Genomic DNA, 18,641 nt, shown 5'->3' with positions numbered 1-18,641 from the left:
GGGATATAGAATGGACCATCCAATTCAAGGTTTAATGACAACCGCAATGCAGCATTTAAAACAAATGACTGATGTAAATACAATTGTTGGTGACCCGATTAAAGCAGCAGATGGAAGTGTAATTCTTACCGTTTCGAAAGTAAGTTTTGGCTTTGCTGCTGGTGGAAGTGAATTTGGCAAGGTAGAGCATTCAGGTCGTCATCCATTTGGAGGAGGTAGCGGTGGTGGAGTTTCCATTAATCCTGTTGCCTTTCTCGTTATAAATGGAGAAGGTGTGAAAGTTTTACATTTAGATAAACAAACACATGTCATTGACAAAATAATTGAATTAGCACCACAAGCTGTTGATAAAGTGAAAGAAATGATGGATAAACGAAAAGAAGATGATCCGGAATTTCAAATTTAACGAGTAAAGAAGCTAATCAATGGATTAGCTTCTTTATTTTTTTGTAAATAAAGCGATTTTATTTGCATTATCGATAGGGACAAACTATCATTTACATTGTACATATTTTGTTTAAATAAGGGAGGATTTTTAAGTGGCAAATGTAACTTTTAAAGGTAACCCAATGACTTTAGTTGGAACAGAAGTTAAAGTTGGCGATCAAGCGCCTAACTTCCAAGTGTTAGCAAATGACTTATCTCCAGTAAGTTTAGAAACATACAAAGGTGAAGTGAAATTAATTAGTGTTATACCTTCAATCGACACAGGTGTATGTGATGCACAAACTCGTCGTTTTAATCAAGATGCAGCAGGTATTGAAAACGCGAAAGTATTAACAATTAGCGCTGATTTACCATTCGCTCAAAAACGCTGGTGTGCAGCAAACGGTTTAGAAAACGTTGCGACACTTTCTGATCACCGTGACCTTTCATTCGGTGAAGCTTACGGCCTAGTAATGAAAGAACTTCGTTTACTTGCTCGTGCAGTATTCGTAGTAGATAGCAATGACAAAGTAGTTTACGCAGAATACGTAGGCGAAGGTACAAGCCATCCAAACTATGAAGCAGCATTAGAAGCAGCTAAATCTGCGAAGTAATGTGAAGGAAATGACCTCTTATAAAGAGGTCGTTTTTTCTCATATATTGCTGCACAATGGTACTAATATATGAGAAAAGACGTTACATCATAAACAACTTGAAGGGGAGCTCTTTACAAGAGGTCGCTTTTTCTTTTTGGAAAAAATCACTTTGTGGTATGATATAAGTTATGTGTAAAAGAGAGAAGGAGGAATGTACGTGAGTCAGGCAGTAGAAACATTATTTTCTATTTTTGATTCTTCTACGGTAGTTTTACGTAAAGAATTAGATGTAACATATTTAGAGGCGCTTGTAGAAACAGGTGATAACTTGTTTGAGGGAGCGATTTTACAAGAGGAATTATCCGAATCAACAATTGAAAGGTTGAATCGTGAATATAGTACGTTTAATGAAGAAACATATAAAGGGGAAGAAATTCGTAAAGCATTTCAGCTAGCCATTTTAAAAGGAATGAAAGAAGGCGTGCAAGCGAATCATGAAATGACGCCTGATGCAGTTGGAATGTTCATGAGCTACTTATTCCATAAATTTATGCAAGGTCAAAGAGAAATTACTGTTTTAGACCCTGCAATTGGAACAGGTAACTTAATGACTACAGTGTTTAATGGCGCCAAAGAAGAAATAGCAATGAGTGGATTTGGTGTAGAAGTGGATGAAGTGCTAATTAAACTTGCTTTAGTAAATGCGAATTTACAAAAGCATGCAATTGAATTCTTCCACCAAGATGGATTAGCACCACTTTATATTGATCCAGTTGATGCAGTCGTTTCAGATTTACCAATTGGTTACTATCCAAACGAAATCGGTGCAAGTGAATATACGTTAAAAGCAAATGAAGGAATGTCATATGCGCATCACTTATTTATTGAACAAAGTGTGAAACATACGAAAGAAGGTGGGTATTTATTCTTCTTAGTACCAAACTTCATTTTTGAAAGTGATCAAGCGCCGAAACTACATGCATTTATTAAAGAAACATGCTTTATCCAAGGTTTGTTACAGCTACCTGTTTCCATGTTTAAAAACGAGAAAAATGCAAAAAGTATATTTGTTCTCCAAAAGAAAGGCCAAGGTGTAACAATGCCGAAACAGGCACTACTAGTGGAATTACCTAAATTCTCTAACATGAAGGCTATGGAGAACATTATGGATCAATTGAATACTTGGTTTGCAACACATAAATAATACGATATATATGTAACAGGGTTAGTAATTAATGTAGTACAGTTATATAAGATTTGTCATATTTTTTAATATATACAAGATTTAACTGAATTTTTTTGAAATCTGTAATATATTTTTTTTCTTGGTGTTACAATTTTTTCACTTGAAATATATGTCGGACGATGTTTAAATTAAAACCGTGAGTATAAAATTTACTGATGATGAAACGTTTTCATAATAAGTGAATTTAATTAGATAAAATCGAGCGGTTTGTGGAATGATCCACACAACTACCAAGAGAAAAAGGGGCGAAAGACTAGATGTCAAAAATCATCGCGATTAACGCAGGAAGCTCTTCCTTAAAATTCCAATTATTTGAAATGCCAAGTGAAACAGTATTAACAAAAGGTTTAGTAGAACGTATCGGTTTAGAAGATAGTATCTTCACTATTACTGTAGATGGCGAAAAACAAAAAGAAATTACAAACATCCCAGATCACGCAGTAGCAGTTAATATGCTTCTTAAGAAATTAACTGAAAACGGAATCGTAAAATCTCTTGATGAGATTGGCGGTATCGGTCACCGTGTTGTACACGGCGGCGAAAAATTTGCTGATTCTGTTTTAATTAATGATGAAGTATTAGCTGATATCGAAGAATTAAGCGATTTAGCACCACTTCACAACCCAGCAAACCTTGTTGGTATTAAAGCATTCCAAGAAGTATTACCAAACGTACCAGCAGTAGCAGTATTTGATACAGCATTCCACCAAACAATGCCGGAATCTGCATTCCTATACAGCTTACCATATGAGTACTACGAGAAATTTGGCATCCGTAAATACGGTTTCCACGGAACTTCTCATAAATATGTAACTGAGCGTGCGGCTGAATTATTAGGTCGTCCACTTGAAAGCTTAAGCCTACTTTCTTGTCACTTAGGTAACGGTGCAAGTATTGCAGCAGTAGAAGGCGGAAAATCTATCGATACTTCTATGGGCTTCACTCCACTTGCTGGTGTAACAATGGGTACACGTTCTGGTAACATTGACCCTGCGTTAATTCCATACATCATGGAAAAAACAGGCCAAACAGTAGAAGAAGTAGTTAACGTATTAAACAAGAAGAGTGGTATGTTAGGTCTTACTGGTTACTCTAGTGACCTACGTGATATCATCACGAAAGAAGAAGAAGGCGACCACCGTGCGAAAGTAGCACTTGATGTGTTCGTAAGCCGTATCCATAAATACATCGGTTCTTACACAGCTCGTATGAAAGGTGTAGACGCAATCATCTTCACAGCTGGTATCGGTGAAAACAGTGCAGTTATTCGTGAGCGCGTATTAGAAGGCCTTGAGTACATGGGCGTATACTTCGACGTAAAACGCAATAACATCTTTGGTGAAGAAGCATTCATCAGCTTCCCGCACTCTCCAGTAAAAATTATCGTAATCCCAACTGACGAAGAAGTTATGATCGCTCGTGACGTACTACGTCTTGGAGACATTGGTTAATATATGAAAAGAAAGACGAGACCCTATAGGATCTCGTCTTTTTTCTTTTGTATATATTTTAAAATTCCATCCGGATATAGTATTTTTTCCTTTTGAATGAAGGCAGTAATGGGAATCCATTTTGCATAGGATACTGTTTGCTCATCTTGTATATTCATTATTTCCATTTCATATAGTGATGTGTCTAATAAGCGTAATGAATATAGTTGGATGATTTCATGACCAATTTCTCCATCTAGAGGAAAGATGTTTTCTAAGCAACCTAAATAATCGATAATTTTCACTTCTGTATGAAGTTCTTCTTTAAATTCACGAATAACAGTATGTGCTGATTTTTCACCAAGTTCAATTGATCCACCAAGAGGTCGGTAATATGTTTCATCGCCTGTATGATATTCTTGTACGAGAAGGCGACTGTGATGTATAGCAATGCCAAAAGCTTTTGCACGTGGATACATATGTATAATCGCTCCTTATTTGTTTCGTATAAGGACGATTATACTGTAGCTAAGTAGAAATTAGTAACATGTATTCGGATAGATTATTGCAACTTATGCCGTAAATAAAGAACATGTAATGTACAAGCATATTTGCAAATATGTTACAATGGAAAAAAATCAAACGAGGTGGTTGTTACGGTGCAATCGAAGCGAGAACAAGCCATTTTAGACAATATAAAGGAATGGGAAGCGCAATTAGTTGAGCAAGAATCGACCGATTTTCAAAAAATGTTTGATAAGTGGTTGCATACTACAATTGCGAAATTACCTGAGAAAAAACGAAAAGATTTCTTTACGAAAGCAGATGGATGGCTCTTTCATTTGCATGCGCTTATTCAAAGTTCACAATCACAGCTAGATGCACGTAATCGTATTTTAGGAACGTCGAGATTATTTGATGAATCAATTGAGCAACTTGAAGATTTGAAATCATTATCTATTGATCAATTAACATACATAGCAGAGCAGCAAACAGCACGTCATCGCCTATATTCATTCGTACAAGGCGGAGCAACGGGTGCTGGTGGTTTATTATTATTAACAGCTGATTTTCCGGTTATGATTGCGTTAAATGTAAAGGCTGTACAACTTATTGCGACATCATTTGGGCATGATGTGAACAAGCCTTATGAAATGATGCTTGCGTTAAAGGTGTTTCATGCGTCATTACTACCAGGAAGACTTCAGCAGTACGCATGGTACAATTTATTGCAAGAACTGGAGCAAGAAGATTCGTTCTTTTATGAAGGAGACGAAGCGGTGTTACAACCAGCTTCTACTGAGGTTGTGTTAAAGCAAATTTTGAAGACATTTTCGATTTATGCGCTTCGTCGTAAGCTATTCCAAGGTATTCCGGTAATTGGAATGGCGATCGGATCTACAGTGAACTATCGTTTAACAAGAAATGTTACTGAATTTGCGAATCGATTTTATCAAGTGCGCCACATAGTCGAAAAAGAAAAAAGAGCGTAAAAAAAGCGAGAGGCCGAAGCCTTTCGCTTTTTAGTTTGTTGCATGTTTTTTGGACATTGGAATTGATACTGGTTGCTTTGTTGCTTTCTTTGCTGCTTTTGGATAGTAAATTAAATCCAATGTTTTTGCCTGGACGGCAATCGAAAGAATAGTAAAAGCAATTTCTGTCCAATTTAAATAATATAATGAAAGCGCAAGAACAATCGCGTCAAAGACGAAGAAAATTTGCCCAATTGTAAAACGAGTTCGTTTACTTAATACAATTGTTAAAATATCGTCTCCACCGGTTGCACCGCCAAATCGCAATATAAAACCGAGTCCAATACCAGCTAACGCACCGCCAACTACTGCAGCTATAAATAAATTATTTGATAAATCTACCGTAAAAGGAGAATAATTTTCCATAAGGGAATAAAATGCTCCGAATGAAAGTGAACCTAAGAATGAATAGCCAACCATTTTTCTACCTAAAAATGAAGCACATAGTAAAATAATAGGGATATCCATTAATACAGTTGAAATAGATGGTGAAATATCATAAAAATTTTGGATAAATAGTGCAATACCTACAAAGCCACCTTCTGTTAAGTGGTTTTGGAAGTGAATGTGATATAGCGCTGCTGCTAAAATAAATGAACCGATTAAAACCATAAAAATTTCTTTAATAATTTGTCGACTTTGGATGTTCCTCATCGTTATTCCTTCTTTCCGTAGTTAGTAGTCCTTTTGGTGTTGTAAACTAACTACGAGCTCACATGTAGCTTTCAGTTAGTTTACGTAAAACTAACTACGCTATATGTCGCTGAAGAAATAACGAATAATCCTCTCGTCCATCAATTTTCCCTACCTTCGTTTTAGTTTAAGTCTTAAAGCGACTAAACAAAACGTGGAGTAGGATTCGTCATTTAGCAATCCTGCTCTTCTTTGTTTTGTTTAGCTAGTAACAATTAAGTCCTAAACAAAACGCTATGTGTAAGAAGAGTCTTTTTTTTGCCAAATTATCCTTCGGGCAATCATAATTTCCCCACTCTCGTATTTTTTTCGCTAGACTAAAGTATCTGAGCTGAAAAATACGCTACGTGTATGATTCATCAATACGATGCCACATGCTCCTTCGAGCGATCATGATATCAAAATCCCTTCCTTCAAGATTTATATTATTATATCATACTTTCAAAAAATGTATGCGGATGGAAACCGACAATAAGCGGAGGGAATCTACAAAAATTGTTATGTTTAAATATTTTTGTAGAAAAGCCTAAGCTGTTCGGTAAGATTGGACAGTTTTTTAAAGTTTGTCCAATAAGTAAGAAAAGATGGGTTTTTATTCAGTTGTATTGTTCTTATCACTTTTATCTTTAAAAAATGCATCCCAGCTAATGACACTTAAAAAAGTTAAAGTGATAATAATGAAAGCTCGCATAAGTTTGAGACCTCCTTGTGTACATAGTATATGAATCAGTCACTTTTGGATGTGTCATTTTTTTACAAATATTAACCATTATGAGATTATATTAATATAGATAGATAAAAGGGAGAGTGAAGATATGCTAAAAGACATGTTCAAAAGAAAAGAATTAATATGCGTTTCATGTCAGAAAAAGATTCAATATGAAGAAGAGCTAGTTGCTTTTGTAAAGTTGCCAAAAGAAAGAAGTATATTAGTTGGTCCGTTTGATGTGTGTTTGGTGAAAACAGCACAAGAAATATATTGTAAATCGTGTTACGACAAAAAAGCATGACCCAAAGTAATTGAGGGGCATGCTTTTTTCATTGGTGTGCTTTTCCCTCAGATACATTTTGAGTGAGTCGATACCAAAGCCAAAGGTCATTAATGATGGAAGCGAGATCGGCAATTTCTAAATTAAGCTTGCAAGAAATTTCGAAGTCTTCTTCGTTATTTAAATGATGCTGTTTTGCGTTAATAGAGTGTTCGAGTTCTTTTATGCGATCAGGAATCTTTCCACGAACTTGCTCCCATTTTAATAAAATAGAATGCTGCGCTTGTTCAGAGATGTCTTCCCATTCGTCTTGTATGTTCGGCACTTCAATTCCTAGATGTTCATTGTATATAAAATACTTTTTCATAGACATCCCTCCATTTTCCTGCCTCTATTTTACATAAAAACAGAAAGAAGTTCGATGAAATTGTTTGAAAAAATTTGAAAATGACCCTTGATACATTTTGTAAAAGGTGTTAAAGTGTGAATTATTATAAAAGAAAATGAATATTTATTCTTTAGGGGGATGCAAAATGGAGAAGAAAAAAGTTGTGTTAGCATATTCTGGAGGTCTTGATACTTCCGTTGCAATTAAATGGTTACAAGAGAAGAATTATGATATCATCGCGCTTTGCTTGGATCTAGGGGAAGGTAAAGACTTAGCGTTTGTAAAAGAAAAAGCACTTTCAGTAGGTGCAATTAAATCGTATATGGTGGATGTTCAAGAAGAATTCGCGAATGAATATGCATTGATGGCGATGCAAGCACACACATTATACGAAGGGAAATATCCTCTTGTCTCTGCATTATCTCGTCCGCTTATTGCGAAAAAGTTAGTGGAAATTGCAGAACAAGAAGGTGCGACTGCAGTTGCACACGGATGTACAGGAAAAGGGAATGACCAAGTTCGTTTTGAAGTTTCTATTCAAGCATTAAATCCTTACTTAGAAGTGATTGCACCTGTGCGTGAATGGAAATGGTCACGTGAAGAAGAAATTGCATATGCAAAAGAAAACGATGTACCAATTCCAATTAATTTAGATAGCCCATTCTCAATCGATCAAAACTTATGGGGACGCAGCAACGAATGTGGAATTTTAGAAGATCCATGGGCAGCGCCGCCAGAAGATGCATACGAAATGACATTAGCATTAGAAGATACACCGAATAAACCAGAGTTTGTAGAAATTGGATTTGAAGCAGGAGTACCGACGACTTTAAATGGCACTTCATATTCACTGTCAGAACTAATTAAAACGTTAAATGCCCTTGCCGGAAAACATGGCGTTGGACGTATTGATCACGTAGAAAATCGTCTTGTCGGTATTAAATCTCGTGAAGTATACGAATGCCCAGCAGCAATGACGTTAATCACAGCACATAAAGAGCTAGAAGATTTAACACACGTAAAAGAAGTAGCACATTTTAAACCGGTGATTGAGCAGAAAATAACAGAACTTATTTATAACGGTTTATGGTTCTCTCCTTTAAAACAAGCGCTTCATGCATTTTTACAAGAAACGCAAAAGAATGTAACAGGTACAGTGCGTGTGAAATTATTTAAAGGTCATGCGATTGTAGAAGGGCGTAAATCTGAGTACTCTTTATACGATGAAAAGCTAGCAACGTATACTGCCCAGGATGAATTTAATCATGATGCAGCAGTCGGATTCATTTCATTATTTGGTTTACCTACGAAAGTATACAGCCAAGTGAATCAAAAGAAGGTGGAAGCGTGAGCAAACTTTGGGGCGGACGTTTTACAGAAGAAGCGGAAGCGTGGGTAGAAGAATTCGGAGCTTCTATTTCCTTTGATAAGCAATTGGTTAACCAAGATATAAAAGGGAGTATCGCACACGTAACGATGTTAGCAAAGCAAGGCATCGTTACGAAAGATGAAGCGGAGAAAATAAAGATAGGTCTTCAATATTTATTAGAAGAAGCGAAACAAAATAAGTTACATTTCTCAGTTGAAGCTGAGGACATTCATTTAAACATTGAAAAGATGTTAATCGAAAAGATCGGTGAAGTGGGAGGGAAACTTCATACAGGCAGAAGCCGTAACGACCAAGTAGCGACAGATATGCACTTGTATTTAAATGAAAAAGTAGAACATATTATAAAAGCTACAAAACAATTGCAAACTGTTCTTGTTCATCAAGCAGAAAATAATATTGAAACAATTATGCCTGGCTATACGCACTTACAGCGTGCACAGCCTATATCATTTGCACATCATATTCTTGCTTACTTTTGGATGTTAGAGCGCGATGTGAATCGTTATGAAGATTCATTAAAACGCATTAACATTTCGCCATTAGGAGCAGGGGCGCTAGCTGGGACAACATTCCCGATTGACCGAGAATATAGTGCGGAGCTTCTTGGATTTCATGGCATCTATGAAAATAGTTTAGATGCAGTAAGCGATCGTGATTTCATACTGGAGTTTTTAAGTAACTCATCTATGCTCATGATGCACTTATCACGCTTTTGCGAAGAACTTATTTTATGGAGTAGCCAAGAGTTTCAATTTATTGAAATGAGTGATCAATACGCAACAGGAAGCAGTATTATGCCGCAAAAGAAAAATCCGGATATGGTGGAACTAATCCGTGGTAAAACAGGCAGAGTATACGGTAATTTATTCAGTTTACTTACAGTAATGAAAGGATTACCGCTCGCGTACAATAAAGACTTACAAGAAGATAAAGAAGGAATGTTTGATACAGTAAAAACAGTAGAAGGATGCCTTCATATCATGGCAGGCATGCTTGAAACGATGACTGTAAACAAAGAAAAAATGGGGCAAGCTGTAACGCAAGATTTCTCTAACGCAACAGAAATTGCTGACTATTTAGCAAGCAAAGGACTACCATTCCGTCAAGCTCATGAAATTGTTGGGAAACTAGTTCTTCATTGTACGCAAAAAGGAATTTATTTATTAGATGTACCACTGGAAACATATAAAGAAATGAGCTCGTTATTTGAAGAAGATTTATATGAAGTTCTTTCACCTTACGCAGCTGTGAAACGTCGTAATAGTGCTGGCGGGACAGGGTTTAAGCAAATTGAAAAAGCTTTGGAGAAGGCGAAGGGGTTAACTATAGAGTTTGTTGGAAGTTAAATGATGTATGATATAAAAGGGAAGGTGCTTTTTTAGAAGTACCTTCCCTTTTTGTGTTTAGATTTTTAGGTATGTATCTATCATTTCATAATTGTTTTTCATAATCATAAAATGATGCCTCTCATGTATCGCTAATAGCTGAATAGATTGAATAAGGTTAGGGTAGTGAGCAATTGGATCTAAAAATACGATATGTCCTGCAATATTTTCTTCTATATTTTGAACTAGCTTTTTTATTTCATCTGTTTCATGTGAAAGTAAGTCTTCTAATTCTGTTACATTCATAGAATCATAAACTTTTTTTGAAGGGATTAAAATCCAAGGTGCTTTCATTCCTCTGCCATGCTTCTCCGTGTATTCGGCATAAATGTCATGAATTTCAGTTGCGAATGGGGTGTTTCTTCTTAGTTTGGCATAGGGGATAAGAGTGAAAGAGAATTTAATCGCTACTTTTAGCATCCTTGTAATTAAATATAAGTGATAAAAGTGTTCACCAATAGACCATTTTTTGTCCTCTTTCCTATACCATAGTTGTTCATGTGATAGTGAATGGAGCTTAGGTAGGAACTGGTTTCTTTGCACATGTAATGTGTGAAAATGTTTTGAGATATTTTCAGATTTCATAGTAGAGCATCCTCCGTACCTGTTTTTTCCTAATTATAACATTTTTCGTGTAGATTTAATTAAGCCTAGAACAGTATGTTCTAGGCTTAAAGCTTCATTGATTAATCATACTTATGTCGATCTTCTGTGATACGAATATACTCAATATCCATTAAATCTCGAAACAGCGCACCATGACTTAGTTCAACGCCATGTTTTTCTTTAAAATGTGAGCATATTGTATTTAACATTTCAATCTCTTGCTCGTTGACATCCAAAATAATACGTTCATGATCTCCCATATAAATCCTCCTTTTCTAAACACATATATTTTGTCCGTCTATTTCTAAAAAATGTATGTTAACCTAATGTTAGGAAATAAGAAAGGAATGGAAGATGAGACGTATTTATTTCATAGGGTTAATTTTGTACACATTAATTGTGCTACATGTGGCATTCCTATCAATATTTTCATTTGAGAATGTAGAAACAGTGCATGTTGCGATATTTATCTTTACTCTATTTGTAGTAGATTGCTGTATTTCTTTATGGCTTTCGAGAAAAAAGAAAGTACAAGGTGCAAAAGATAAAAAAGAAATTGAACGAAAAAAGAGAAAACGTTCATTTTGGATGACAACGTATTGTTTTTCATTAGTAATCACGGCTGCTTTTGCAAGTGAGCATATTCCGCTAGAAAGGTTAAATATCGAATTTTGGGCAATTGTATTTGCATGTTATTTTTTCATGCATTTTCTTCCTTATATGAAAGAAAAGCGAGGAGAAGAGGAAGATCCGATTGAAGAAGAAGTGAGAGAACAAAAGAGTAAGAGGATAGAAGAAGATCTAAAGAAACTCGGAGAACAAAAGTGGTATTTAAAATCAAAAATCATATATGTTCTTTGTTTTATTACGCCGCCAATTGGTTATTTGTATGTTTTTTTGCTTCGCAAAAAAATGACAGAAGATGCAAAGCAAACGTACTTAACGGTTGCGTCGTTAATGATGGCGTTATGGTCTTTGAAGTTCCTTCCGCCTTATGTGTTTGCGGTTGTCATTGTTGTTCTAGCTTGTCTCGTATTTGTAGTGAAATATGTGAAATGAAAAACACCAAGCCCATGTGGACTTGGTGTTTTTTTATTATAAATTAAAGATCACCTTGCTCCTCATCACCACGAACAACAAGGACATCGCATTTCGCGTAGCGAATAATATGTTCAGAGACGCTACCAATTAGGAAACGTTCAACAGCATTTAAACCAGTCGCACCACACATAATTAAATCTACTTTATGGTTTGGAGCGATTTCTTTTGAAATTTTAGATTTAGGATTACCAAATTCTAATACAGTTTCAATTTTTTCAAGACCAGCTTCAAGCGCAGTTTTTTTGTAGTCTTCTAATAAGTCTTCTGCAAATAGATTTGCACGTTCAGCAATTGCGCGGCTATAAGCTTCTACTGCTGAGTATGCTTTTACATCAACGATATGAGCAATTGTTAATGTTGCATTGTTGCGTTTTGCAACTTGAATTGCTTTTTTAAAGGCTTTTTCTGCTTCTTTAGAACCGTCCACCGCAATTAAAATATTTGTATATGTATTATTCATAGTAAATTCCTCCCAATCATTTTTATAACTATTTACAACTTAATTATAAAACAAATTTTGGTAATGTGCTTGTCGGAAACGTTACAGAATTTTGAAAACTTTGCTTTAATTCATTTTAGTTGTAATTGAAGCGAGAACTTGTTACATATGGAGTATAGCAATTTAAAAGGAGGCATGTTTGTGAGACACGCGCTCATTACAGCCGGTACGAAAGGTTTAGGAAAGCAAGTAACAGAAAAGTTATTGGCTAAAGGATATTCAGTAACAGTAACATACCATAGCGATATAGCTGCTATGGAAACGATGAAAGAAACATATAAAAATATGGAAGAGCGTCTACAATTCGTGCAAGCTGATGTCACGAAAAAGGAATATTTACATAAAATGGTAGAAGAAGCGATGAGCCGTTTTGGCAAAATTGACTTCTTAATTAATAATGCTGGTCCTTACGTATTTGAAAGGAAAAAATTAGTCGATTACGAAGAAGACGAATGGAATGAAATGATCCAGGGTAATTTAACAGCGGTGTTTCATTTATTAAAACTTGTCGTACCGATTATGAGAAACCAGCAATTTGGCCGTATTATTAACTATGGATTTCAAGGGGCAGATAGCGCGCCTGGATGGATTTATCGTTCAGCCTTTGCAGCTGCGAAAGTCGGACTTGTTTCTTTAACGAAAACAGTCGCATACGAAGAAGCTGAATACGGTATTACTGCGAATATGGTATGTCCTGGTGATATAATTGGTGAAATGAAAGAGGCAACGATTGAAGAAGCACGAAATCTGAAAGGTAGTAACACACCAATTGGTAGATCTGGAACAGGTGAAGATATCGCAAGAACCATTTCGTTTTTATGTGAGGACGATTCTGATATGATTACGGGCACGATTATTGAAGTAACAGGTGCTGTTGATGTTATTCATAGACATCGATAGAATTAAATAAAGTGAAGTTTCGAATAATTGGACAGTTTATCCTTTATACTCAGAGGTACGGATAATACTGTCCTTTCATATAAGATTAAATCTATCGGAAAACTTGTATTATTTTTTTGTCAAATATTGAGATATTATGTTAGAATATAAGAGCGTAGAAAGCGCTTTAAAAAATGATTCAGGGGTCATTTCATAACTCAAGGGGGAACTAATAATGCGTATCGGTATTCCAACAGAAATTAAAAACAATGAAAACCGTGTGGCAATGACGCCAGCGGGAGCTGTACATTTAGTACAAAATGGTCATGAAGTTTTTGTTCAAAAAGGAGCAGGTATAGGATCAGGCTTTACAGATGAAGAATACGTACAAGCTGGTGCGAAACTTGTTGAAACTGCTGAAGAAGCATGGAATCAAGATATGGTTATGAAGGTAAAAGAGCCAGTTGCAAGTGAATACGGCTATTTCCGCGAAGGTTTAATTTTATTCACATACTTACACTTAGCTCCAGAACCAGAATTAACGAAAGCATTAATTGATAACAAAGTCGCATCAATCGCATACGAAACAGTACAATTAGACAATCGTTCTTTACCGTTACTTGCACCAATGAGTGAAGTAGCTGGTCGTATGTCTGCACAAATCGGTGCACAATTCCTTGAGAAAAACAAAGGCGGTAAAGGTATCTTGCTTGCAGGCGTTCCAGGGGTGAAACGCGGCAAAGTAACAATTATCGGCGGTGGTCAAGCTGGTACAAACGCAGCGAAGATTGCAGTAGGTTTAGGTGCAGATGTAACAATCATCGACTTAAGTGCAGAACGTCTTCGTCAGTTAGATGACATTTTCGGAAACCAAGTAAAAACTTTAATGTCTAACCCGTACAACATTGCAGAAGCTGTAAAAGAATCTGATCTTGTAATCGGTGCGGTATTAATCCCAGGTGCAAAAGCGCCAAAACTTGTAACAGAAGAAATGATTCAATCAATGGAACCAGGTTCTGTCGTTGTAGATATCGCGATTGACCAAGGTGGTATTTTCGAAACAACTGACCGTATTACAACTCATGACAACCCAACTTACGAAAAACATGGCGTTGTTCATTATGCAGTTGCAAATATGCCAGGTGCGGTTCCACGTACATCAACTCTTGCATTAACAAACGTAACAGTGCCATATGCAGTACAAATTGCTAACAAAGGCTACAAAGCTGCTTGCCTAGGCAACACTGCATTATTAAAAGGTATTAACACATTAGATGGCTATGTAACATTCGAAGCAGTGGCAGAAGCGCACGGCTTACAATACGCTGATGCAAAAGAGCTTCTTGAAAAAGCTCCTGCTTTATCATAATAGAGATATGTTCAGGACCTTCCTTTTTAGGAGGGTCTTTTTTTATGGGGAATAACATGTAAAAAATTGTTATTTTTTAATGTTAACAGACCTTTATTGTGATAATTTAGAATTATACAATATAAAAGAGGGGATTCAATGGGGAGCAAAAATAGGAAGAAAAAGCAAGCTAGGAGACAGAAATACATAAAGAAGAAACAGGAACAGAACATACCCACTTCAAAAAAAGTAGTCATTATGATAGAAAAAACATTTCGGTATATTTGTATGGCTCTGTATGTAATTTTGTGTATGTATTCACTTGGGGTGTTTTACAGTTTTGGGATAACTCCCAATATTATTGAGAGTATTCTAGAATTTATACTTGTCGTAATAGAATTAGCCTTATTCGTTATACTCTTTGCTACAGTATGGCCTAGTCATGAAAGTAAGAGAGATAGGAAAAAAAGAGAAAAAAATCTTCATACGCTTCAAACTCATCAAGTGGATTTGGTTACGACAGTAACAATGATTGTAGCAGCTCAAGTGATAGTGGAGGCGACTGCGGGGGTGGCGGAGACTAAGTTAGTTTTTCAGGAGAACGACTAATGAAAGGGTGGGACGAAATATGGAAACTGTGAACTTAATAGAATTAACGAAGGACATTCAAGATCAACATAAAAACTTCGTCGTTTCAAATGTAAATAGTCATTGCTTACGAATCGCTGTATTTACTGGTGAATATGATTGGCACTATCATTCTAATTCGGATGAATTATTTATTGTGTTAGAGGGAGAATTACTTATCGATTTTGAAGATGGAGAAACGGCGGTATTAAAGCCAAATGATTCTATTTTAATTCCAGCATGTACGATTCATAGAACAAGAGCATTAAAGAGAACGGTAAATCTTTGTTTTGAAAATATAGAGGCTGATACGATTAAAGTAGAGCAAGTATGAAAAAATTATCTGTAGCCGAGTATAGAAAAATCCTTCCGATTTTAGAAAGTCATACAAAAACGACGACGTTTGCTTATGCGGTATGTGATCAAATGATAGATGGTGAGGTTTTTGCAAACGAGAAGTTAACAGCAGGACTAATTAGTACAGCTAACGGTATCTATTATTTATTTGGTGATACTGATGATCAAAATTATAACGAAGATTTATTTTCGTATATAAAAACGGCTATTGAAAAAATAGAGAAGAGATTTACACTCTTCACTTCGAGTGAAGAATGGGAAATGATGATTGAAGAGCGTTTTAGTAATGTACTTCGGAACATCCCGCGAATGAAATTTCAAAGAGTAACTTATGAAGAGAGAAAACGAGGTTGTAACAAAAATACATATGAAGTGAAGCGTATTGATAGAAAAGATATAGCACAAAGCAATGAATTTACAGAGGAATATTATAAAGAATATTGGGGATCAATTGAAGCGTTTTTGAATGATGGTTTTGGATTTTGTATAGAACAAGAAGGAATGATTGTAGCGGAATGTGTTTCGATATTTAGTGGGAATGAGTTTGCTGAAATCGATATTGCAACGCATGAAGCGCATCAAGGGAAAGGGTTAGCTCAAGCTGTTGCAACGCGGTTCATTGAACATTGCATAAAAAATGATATTACACCGTGCTGGGATTGTTATGTAGATAATATTCCTTCGCAAAAATTAGCTAGTAAATTAAGTTTTAATAATCCAATAGAATATAGATTGTTTGTACGTAAGAAAACGGGGGAATAAAAATGAATGTGGAGTTAACAAGATTTAAAGTGAAACAAGGTAAAAGTCATCGTGTAGATGAATGGATGCAGCTTCTTAATGACAATATGAAAGAAGTGCTTTTGACACTAAACGACGAAAAGATGTACGTTGAGACAATTTTCCGGGAAATAAGAGATGGAGAAGAGTACTTATATTGGTATTCTGTGCAAGGAGAAGGCGGGGCTCTTGTCGAAAATTCTCATCATGAAATTGATAAAAAGCACTTAGCGTTTTGGTATGAGTGTATTGATGAAGAAGTGCCGGCTTTTGATATGAAAACAGAAGTCGTTATGATTCAAGATGTTGTGAAGGAAGCGATGAAATAATAGAATAGTATTTTTGTGAGAAGTGCATCAAAATGGATGTGCTTTTTATTATGAAAAATTTTTCGGAAAGGCTGTATACATGTTGTGCTTTCAAACGTTGAGTATATAGAAAGGAGAGCTAGATGAGTCATGAGACGTTTGAATCATTATCAATAGAGAAATCAAAAGCTGTGTTTGGATTTCAGAGGAGTTATGCTGATAGAAAGAAAGATGAGTACGAGGATATTAAAATAAACTCTATGGAGTTTATTAAATCTATGAAATCTTTAAGTGAAAATAAAGGGGGATATCAAGAAGGTTTTAGGATAAACTATAATGAGATCAAAAACTTCAAATCAGAAGACTTACCAACATACGGTGTAGTTGTAACAGGCAAAAGAGAGGATTTACAAAGTTTACAAGGAGCACCATATATTAAGGCTGCTGTTAGAGGTGTAACAGTTGAGAAATATTGATTACAAGTAATTAATGTGAATAATCAGAAAATTTATGTTATAATATGGGAAAAGGAGGTTTATATGAGGCAAATACATGGAGCAATATATATTTACATAACATTGTTTTTCGTAGGAGCGTCTTATGGGTTGGGGCATGTGTATTCGCATCCTATATTAACCTTTTTGAGTGGAGCATGTATGGCGTTTGCGATTCTTGTCCATCTTTTCTCAGTCTGGATTGTGAAATTTCAATTAAATATTAGTGAAATAGAAGAAGGTACTTTTTAAAGTGCCTTCTTTTTTAATAATATTTTGGAAGCTCTTGGAGCAATTTTTCAATTTCGTATTCGGTTTTATCACATATAGAAAGCGTGCGTAGTCTGAAAAATAAGCTACGTAAGAAAGATTTTATATTTCCGTATAGAAACTCGTACGATTTAATATGTAGTGTTTGTTTTTTGACGGGTAATTGAGCTACTAAGTCATGAAGGGCTAATATGAGTACTTCTTCCTTTAGACCATTTTGTAGCATTGCGACAATTGGATAAACGAGACGCTCGTCTTCTTCATATTTGTAGTAAATAGAATGGACACAAACTTTGTGTAATAAAGTTTGTAATATCTCTTCGTAATGTAAAATTTCCAGTTTAGGACTATGAACAATCGCCTCAAATGTATCAGAAGCATGAGCGATGCTATGTGCCCAGCCGTAGTCTTTCACATATCCACGGAAATCATGTTCATTGTTCATATATAGAATTAATTGATCTTTTACATGTAAAAGATCAGTCTGTGATAAGAAATTATGATTTGTATCAGCATCAATAATGAGTGCGATTAATAATGTTGTAAATGCACGGGTAAATACAGCATCTTCGTCATCTGAATGAATTTTATACAATAAATATTTTTCACTGATGCTTTCTAATAAAAGTTTCTGTAATTGTGTGTGTGATAGGTAGTCCCTTTTGATGAGATGATAAAAAGTAGAGTAAATAAGTTTGTCCCTTAAATAGCTATCAGTAACACCGATATGTTCAAGCATACTGGAACTTAAAGAATCAATGTTAAGGGTGTTATTAATTATGTAATTATTATTACGAATTTCTTCTAACTGTTGTTGTAACATATAAACCTCTTGTTTTAGAAAATTCTGTATTTTAATAGTATAATAAGAGGAAGAAATAGACAATAAATAAGTGCTTTTGAATGGAGGGGCATTGTGAAGAGAGCATTATTCTTTTTTATTAGTATTTTCTTTTTAGGAAGTTGCTCAATTTCATATGTTACTTTTTCTAGCGAGAGTAAAAGTTGGAAGGGGCAATATAAAGGCCATATTAAGGATGACAGTGAAGATGGCATGTTTACGTTTCAATATAAAGGCGGAGATGGAAATACAGAATTGAAAAATTTAGAGATTGCTATTAATGGAGCCTTTAGTACAATGACACAAACGTCAGAAAATCATAAAGGAGCAAAGGTTGAAATGAAGTCTTCTTGTGTAAGTTGCGCGCCTTTATCTGAAGATGAACCGATAGAGATTGTGATTAAATGGGATGATAAGTATGAAGAGAAGATGGTGTTAAAGCGGAAATAGTGTAGG

23 protein-coding genes and 2 pseudogenes are annotated in these 18,641 nt (G+C 35.4%); 18 read left to right on the top strand and 7 right to left on the bottom strand.

Annotated elements, in window-relative coordinates:
• Positions 1-10 precede the first annotated feature (10 nt).
• The 4 genes from ytfJ to ackA all read left to right on the top strand — a co-directional run bounded on the left by ytfJ (position 11) and on the right by ackA (position 3,719).
• Positions 11-406: a GerW family sporulation protein gene (ytfJ, locus tag BAQ49_RS30410; protein ID WP_000350005.1), complete on the top strand. Its 396-nt coding sequence runs from the start codon at positions 11-13 to the stop codon at positions 404-406.
• Between the two features lie 133 nt (positions 407-539).
• A complete protein-coding gene (tpx, locus tag BAQ49_RS30405; protein WP_071748319.1) occupies positions 540-1,040 on the top strand; it encodes a thiol peroxidase in 501 nt (166 codons plus the stop codon).
• Positions 1,041-1,239: 199 nt separating this feature from the next.
• Positions 1,240-2,226 (top strand): class I SAM-dependent methyltransferase, encoded by a 987-nt coding sequence (locus BAQ49_RS30400; RefSeq protein ID WP_071748318.1) that lies wholly within the window; start codon positions 1,240-1,242, stop codon positions 2,224-2,226.
• Positions 2,227-2,525: 299 nt separating this feature from the next.
• Entirely contained in the window at positions 2,526-3,719 is a 1,194-nt protein-coding gene (gene ackA, locus BAQ49_RS30395; RefSeq protein ID WP_071748317.1) for an acetate kinase, read from the top strand.
• 23 nt (positions 3,720-3,742) lie between these two features.
• On the opposite strand, the gene BAQ49_RS30390 is transcribed toward ackA, so the two are convergent.
• Positions 3,743-4,177 (bottom strand): NUDIX hydrolase, encoded by a 435-nt coding sequence (locus BAQ49_RS30390; protein WP_071748316.1) that lies wholly within the window; start codon positions 4,175-4,177, stop codon positions 3,743-3,745.
• A gap of 180 nt (positions 4,178-4,357) precedes the next feature.
• On the opposite strand from BAQ49_RS30390, the gene BAQ49_RS30385 reads away from it, so the two are divergent.
• Positions 4,358-5,191 carry an EcsC family protein gene (locus BAQ49_RS30385; RefSeq protein WP_071748315.1) on the top strand — a complete coding sequence of 278 codons (834 nt, stop codon included), beginning with the start codon at positions 4,358-4,360 and terminating at the stop codon, positions 5,189-5,191.
• A 30-nt stretch (positions 5,192-5,221) separates the two neighbouring features.
• Here BAQ49_RS30385 and BAQ49_RS30380 read toward each other — a convergent pair whose 3' ends face one another.
• Positions 5,222-5,884 (bottom strand): YitT family protein, encoded by a 663-nt coding sequence (locus BAQ49_RS30380; RefSeq protein WP_071748314.1) that lies wholly within the window; start codon positions 5,882-5,884, stop codon positions 5,222-5,224.
• Between the two features lie 854 nt (positions 5,885-6,738).
• On the opposite strand from BAQ49_RS30380, the gene BAQ49_RS30375 reads away from it, so the two are divergent.
• Complete coding sequence (locus BAQ49_RS30375) at positions 6,739-6,933, top strand: hypothetical protein (protein WP_071748313.1); 195 nt, start codon at positions 6,739-6,741, stop codon at positions 6,931-6,933.
• A 28-nt stretch (positions 6,934-6,961) separates the two neighbouring features.
• Here the strand turns inward: BAQ49_RS30375 and BAQ49_RS30370 are convergent, their stop codons facing one another.
• Positions 6,962-7,279: a radical SAM protein gene (locus BAQ49_RS30370; protein WP_071748312.1), complete on the bottom strand. Its 318-nt coding sequence runs from the start codon at positions 7,277-7,279 to the stop codon at positions 6,962-6,964.
• 166 nt (positions 7,280-7,445) lie between these two features.
• Here BAQ49_RS30370 and BAQ49_RS30365 point away from each other — a divergent pair, with 166 nt between their 5' ends.
• Entirely contained in the window at positions 7,446-8,651 is a 1,206-nt protein-coding gene (locus BAQ49_RS30365; protein ID WP_071748311.1) for an argininosuccinate synthase, read from the top strand.
• On the top strand, positions 8,648-10,036 hold the full coding sequence (gene argH / locus BAQ49_RS30360) for an argininosuccinate lyase (RefSeq protein ID WP_071748310.1): 1,389 nt from the start codon (positions 8,648-8,650) through the stop codon (positions 10,034-10,036). Before BAQ49_RS30365 ends, argH begins: the two co-directional genes overlap by 4 nt.
• 57 nt (positions 10,037-10,093) lie before the next feature.
• Here argH and BAQ49_RS30355 read toward each other — a convergent pair whose 3' ends face one another.
• Both BAQ49_RS30355 and BAQ49_RS30350 read right to left on the bottom strand, forming a co-directional pair.
• Positions 10,094-10,660, bottom strand: a complete 567-nt coding sequence (locus tag BAQ49_RS30355; protein WP_071748309.1) for a DinB family protein — start codon at positions 10,658-10,660, stop codon at positions 10,094-10,096.
• Between the two features lie 101 nt (positions 10,661-10,761).
• Positions 10,762-10,941: a ProA domain protein gene (locus BAQ49_RS30350; RefSeq protein ID WP_070145106.1), complete on the bottom strand. Its 180-nt coding sequence runs from the start codon at positions 10,939-10,941 to the stop codon at positions 10,762-10,764.
• A gap of 94 nt (positions 10,942-11,035) precedes the next feature.
• Between BAQ49_RS30350 and BAQ49_RS30345 the strand changes: the two genes are divergently transcribed.
• Positions 11,036-11,740: a hypothetical protein gene (locus BAQ49_RS30345; protein WP_071748308.1), complete on the top strand. Its 705-nt coding sequence runs from the start codon at positions 11,036-11,038 to the stop codon at positions 11,738-11,740.
• A gap of 43 nt (positions 11,741-11,783) precedes the next feature.
• Here BAQ49_RS30345 and BAQ49_RS30340 read toward each other — a convergent pair whose 3' ends face one another.
• Positions 11,784-12,242, bottom strand: coding sequence for a universal stress protein (locus tag BAQ49_RS30340; RefSeq protein ID WP_001066672.1), 459 nt, complete (start codon positions 12,240-12,242; stop codon positions 11,784-11,786).
• A 147-nt stretch (positions 12,243-12,389) separates the two neighbouring features.
• Between BAQ49_RS30340 and BAQ49_RS30335 the strand changes: the two genes are divergently transcribed.
• From BAQ49_RS30335 to BAQ49_RS30300, 8 genes and pseudogenes are all read left to right on the top strand, one after another.
• On the top strand, positions 12,390-13,181 hold the full coding sequence (locus BAQ49_RS30335) for an SDR family oxidoreductase (protein WP_071748307.1): 792 nt from the start codon (positions 12,390-12,392) through the stop codon (positions 13,179-13,181).
• A gap of 214 nt (positions 13,182-13,395) precedes the next feature.
• Positions 13,396-14,529 (top strand): alanine dehydrogenase, encoded by a 1,134-nt coding sequence (ald, locus tag BAQ49_RS30330; RefSeq protein ID WP_071748306.1) that lies wholly within the window; start codon positions 13,396-13,398, stop codon positions 14,527-14,529.
• A gap of 138 nt (positions 14,530-14,667) precedes the next feature.
• Positions 14,668-15,092: pseudogene (locus BAQ49_RS30325) on the top strand (hypothetical protein).
• Positions 15,093-15,136: 44 nt separating this feature from the next.
• Positions 15,137-15,469 (top strand): cupin domain-containing protein, encoded by a 333-nt coding sequence (locus BAQ49_RS30320; RefSeq protein WP_071748305.1) that lies wholly within the window; start codon positions 15,137-15,139, stop codon positions 15,467-15,469.
• The gene (locus tag BAQ49_RS30315; protein ID WP_071748304.1) at positions 15,466-16,254 is read left to right on the top strand and encodes a GNAT family N-acetyltransferase; all 789 of its coding nucleotides are present in this window, start codon (positions 15,466-15,468) and stop codon (positions 16,252-16,254) included. Before BAQ49_RS30320 ends, BAQ49_RS30315 begins: the two co-directional genes overlap by 4 nt.
• Before the next feature lie 2 nt (positions 16,255-16,256).
• Positions 16,257-16,601 (top strand): DUF6176 family protein, encoded by a 345-nt coding sequence (locus tag BAQ49_RS30310; RefSeq protein WP_071748303.1) that lies wholly within the window; start codon positions 16,257-16,259, stop codon positions 16,599-16,601.
• Between the two features lie 161 nt (positions 16,602-16,762).
• Positions 16,763-17,056, top strand: a pseudogene (locus tag BAQ49_RS30305) (anti sigma factor C-terminal domain-containing protein); the annotation flags it as partial.
• Between the two features lie 63 nt (positions 17,057-17,119).
• On the top strand, positions 17,120-17,326 hold the full coding sequence (locus tag BAQ49_RS30300) for a hypothetical protein (protein ID WP_071748301.1): 207 nt from the start codon (positions 17,120-17,122) through the stop codon (positions 17,324-17,326).
• A gap of 13 nt (positions 17,327-17,339) precedes the next feature.
• On the opposite strand, the gene BAQ49_RS30295 is transcribed toward BAQ49_RS30300, so the two are convergent.
• On the bottom strand, positions 17,340-18,167 hold the full coding sequence (locus BAQ49_RS30295; RefSeq protein ID WP_071748300.1) for a DUF2785 domain-containing protein: 828 nt from the start codon (positions 18,165-18,167) through the stop codon (positions 17,340-17,342).
• 90 nt (positions 18,168-18,257) lie between these two features.
• Between BAQ49_RS30295 and BAQ49_RS30290 the strand changes: the two genes are divergently transcribed.
• Positions 18,258-18,635 (top strand): hypothetical protein, encoded by a 378-nt coding sequence (locus BAQ49_RS30290; RefSeq protein ID WP_084667625.1) that lies wholly within the window; start codon positions 18,258-18,260, stop codon positions 18,633-18,635.
• The last annotated feature ends 6 nt before the right edge of the window (positions 18,636-18,641 follow it).

Source organism: Bacillus proteolyticus (genome assembly GCF_001884065.1).
Lineage (GTDB): Bacteria > Bacillota > Bacilli > Bacillales > Bacillaceae_G > Bacillus_A > Bacillus_A proteolyticus.
Note: the sequence above shows the minus strand (reverse complement) of the source record. Positions and strands in the feature narration are given on the sequence as shown.

Excerpts from the sequence above, each read along its gene's own strand:
- ytfJ (WP_000350005.1), top strand. The coding sequence starts at position 11 with ATGGACCATCCAATTCAAGGTTTAATGACAACCGCAATGCAGCATTTA.
- ackA (WP_071748317.1), top strand. The coding sequence starts at position 2,526 with ATGTCAAAAATCATCGCGATTAACGCAGGAAGCTCTTCCTTAAAATTC.
- BAQ49_RS30390 (WP_071748316.1), bottom strand. The coding sequence starts at position 4,177 with ATGTATCCACGTGCAAAAGCTTTTGGCATTGCTATACATCACAGTCGC.
- BAQ49_RS30380 (WP_071748314.1), bottom strand. The coding sequence starts at position 5,884 with ATGAGGAACATCCAAAGTCGACAAATTATTAAAGAAATTTTTATGGTT.
- BAQ49_RS30375 (WP_071748313.1), top strand. The coding sequence starts at position 6,739 with ATGCTAAAAGACATGTTCAAAAGAAAAGAATTAATATGCGTTTCATGT.
- BAQ49_RS30370 (WP_071748312.1), bottom strand. The coding sequence starts at position 7,279 with ATGAAAAAGTATTTTATATACAATGAACATCTAGGAATTGAAGTGCCG.
- BAQ49_RS30365 (WP_071748311.1), top strand. The coding sequence starts at position 7,446 with ATGGAGAAGAAAAAAGTTGTGTTAGCATATTCTGGAGGTCTTGATACT.
- BAQ49_RS30355 (WP_071748309.1), bottom strand. The coding sequence starts at position 10,660 with ATGAAATCTGAAAATATCTCAAAACATTTTCACACATTACATGTGCAA.
- BAQ49_RS30350 (WP_070145106.1), bottom strand. The coding sequence starts at position 10,941 with ATGGGAGATCATGAACGTATTATTTTGGATGTCAACGAGCAAGAGATT.
- BAQ49_RS30345 (WP_071748308.1), top strand. The coding sequence starts at position 11,036 with ATGAGACGTATTTATTTCATAGGGTTAATTTTGTACACATTAATTGTG.
- BAQ49_RS30340 (WP_001066672.1), bottom strand. The coding sequence starts at position 12,242 with ATGAATAATACATATACAAATATTTTAATTGCGGTGGACGGTTCTAAA.
- BAQ49_RS30335 (WP_071748307.1), top strand. The coding sequence starts at position 12,390 with ATGGAGTATAGCAATTTAAAAGGAGGCATGTTTGTGAGACACGCGCTC.
- ald (WP_071748306.1), top strand. The coding sequence starts at position 13,396 with ATGCGTATCGGTATTCCAACAGAAATTAAAAACAATGAAAACCGTGTG.
- BAQ49_RS30320 (WP_071748305.1), top strand. The coding sequence starts at position 15,137 with ATGGAAACTGTGAACTTAATAGAATTAACGAAGGACATTCAAGATCAA.
- BAQ49_RS30315 (WP_071748304.1), top strand. The coding sequence starts at position 15,466 with ATGAAAAAATTATCTGTAGCCGAGTATAGAAAAATCCTTCCGATTTTA.
- BAQ49_RS30310 (WP_071748303.1), top strand. The coding sequence starts at position 16,257 with ATGAATGTGGAGTTAACAAGATTTAAAGTGAAACAAGGTAAAAGTCAT.
- BAQ49_RS30300 (WP_071748301.1), top strand. The coding sequence starts at position 17,120 with ATGAGGCAAATACATGGAGCAATATATATTTACATAACATTGTTTTTC.
- BAQ49_RS30295 (WP_071748300.1), bottom strand. The coding sequence starts at position 18,167 with ATGTTACAACAACAGTTAGAAGAAATTCGTAATAATAATTACATAATT.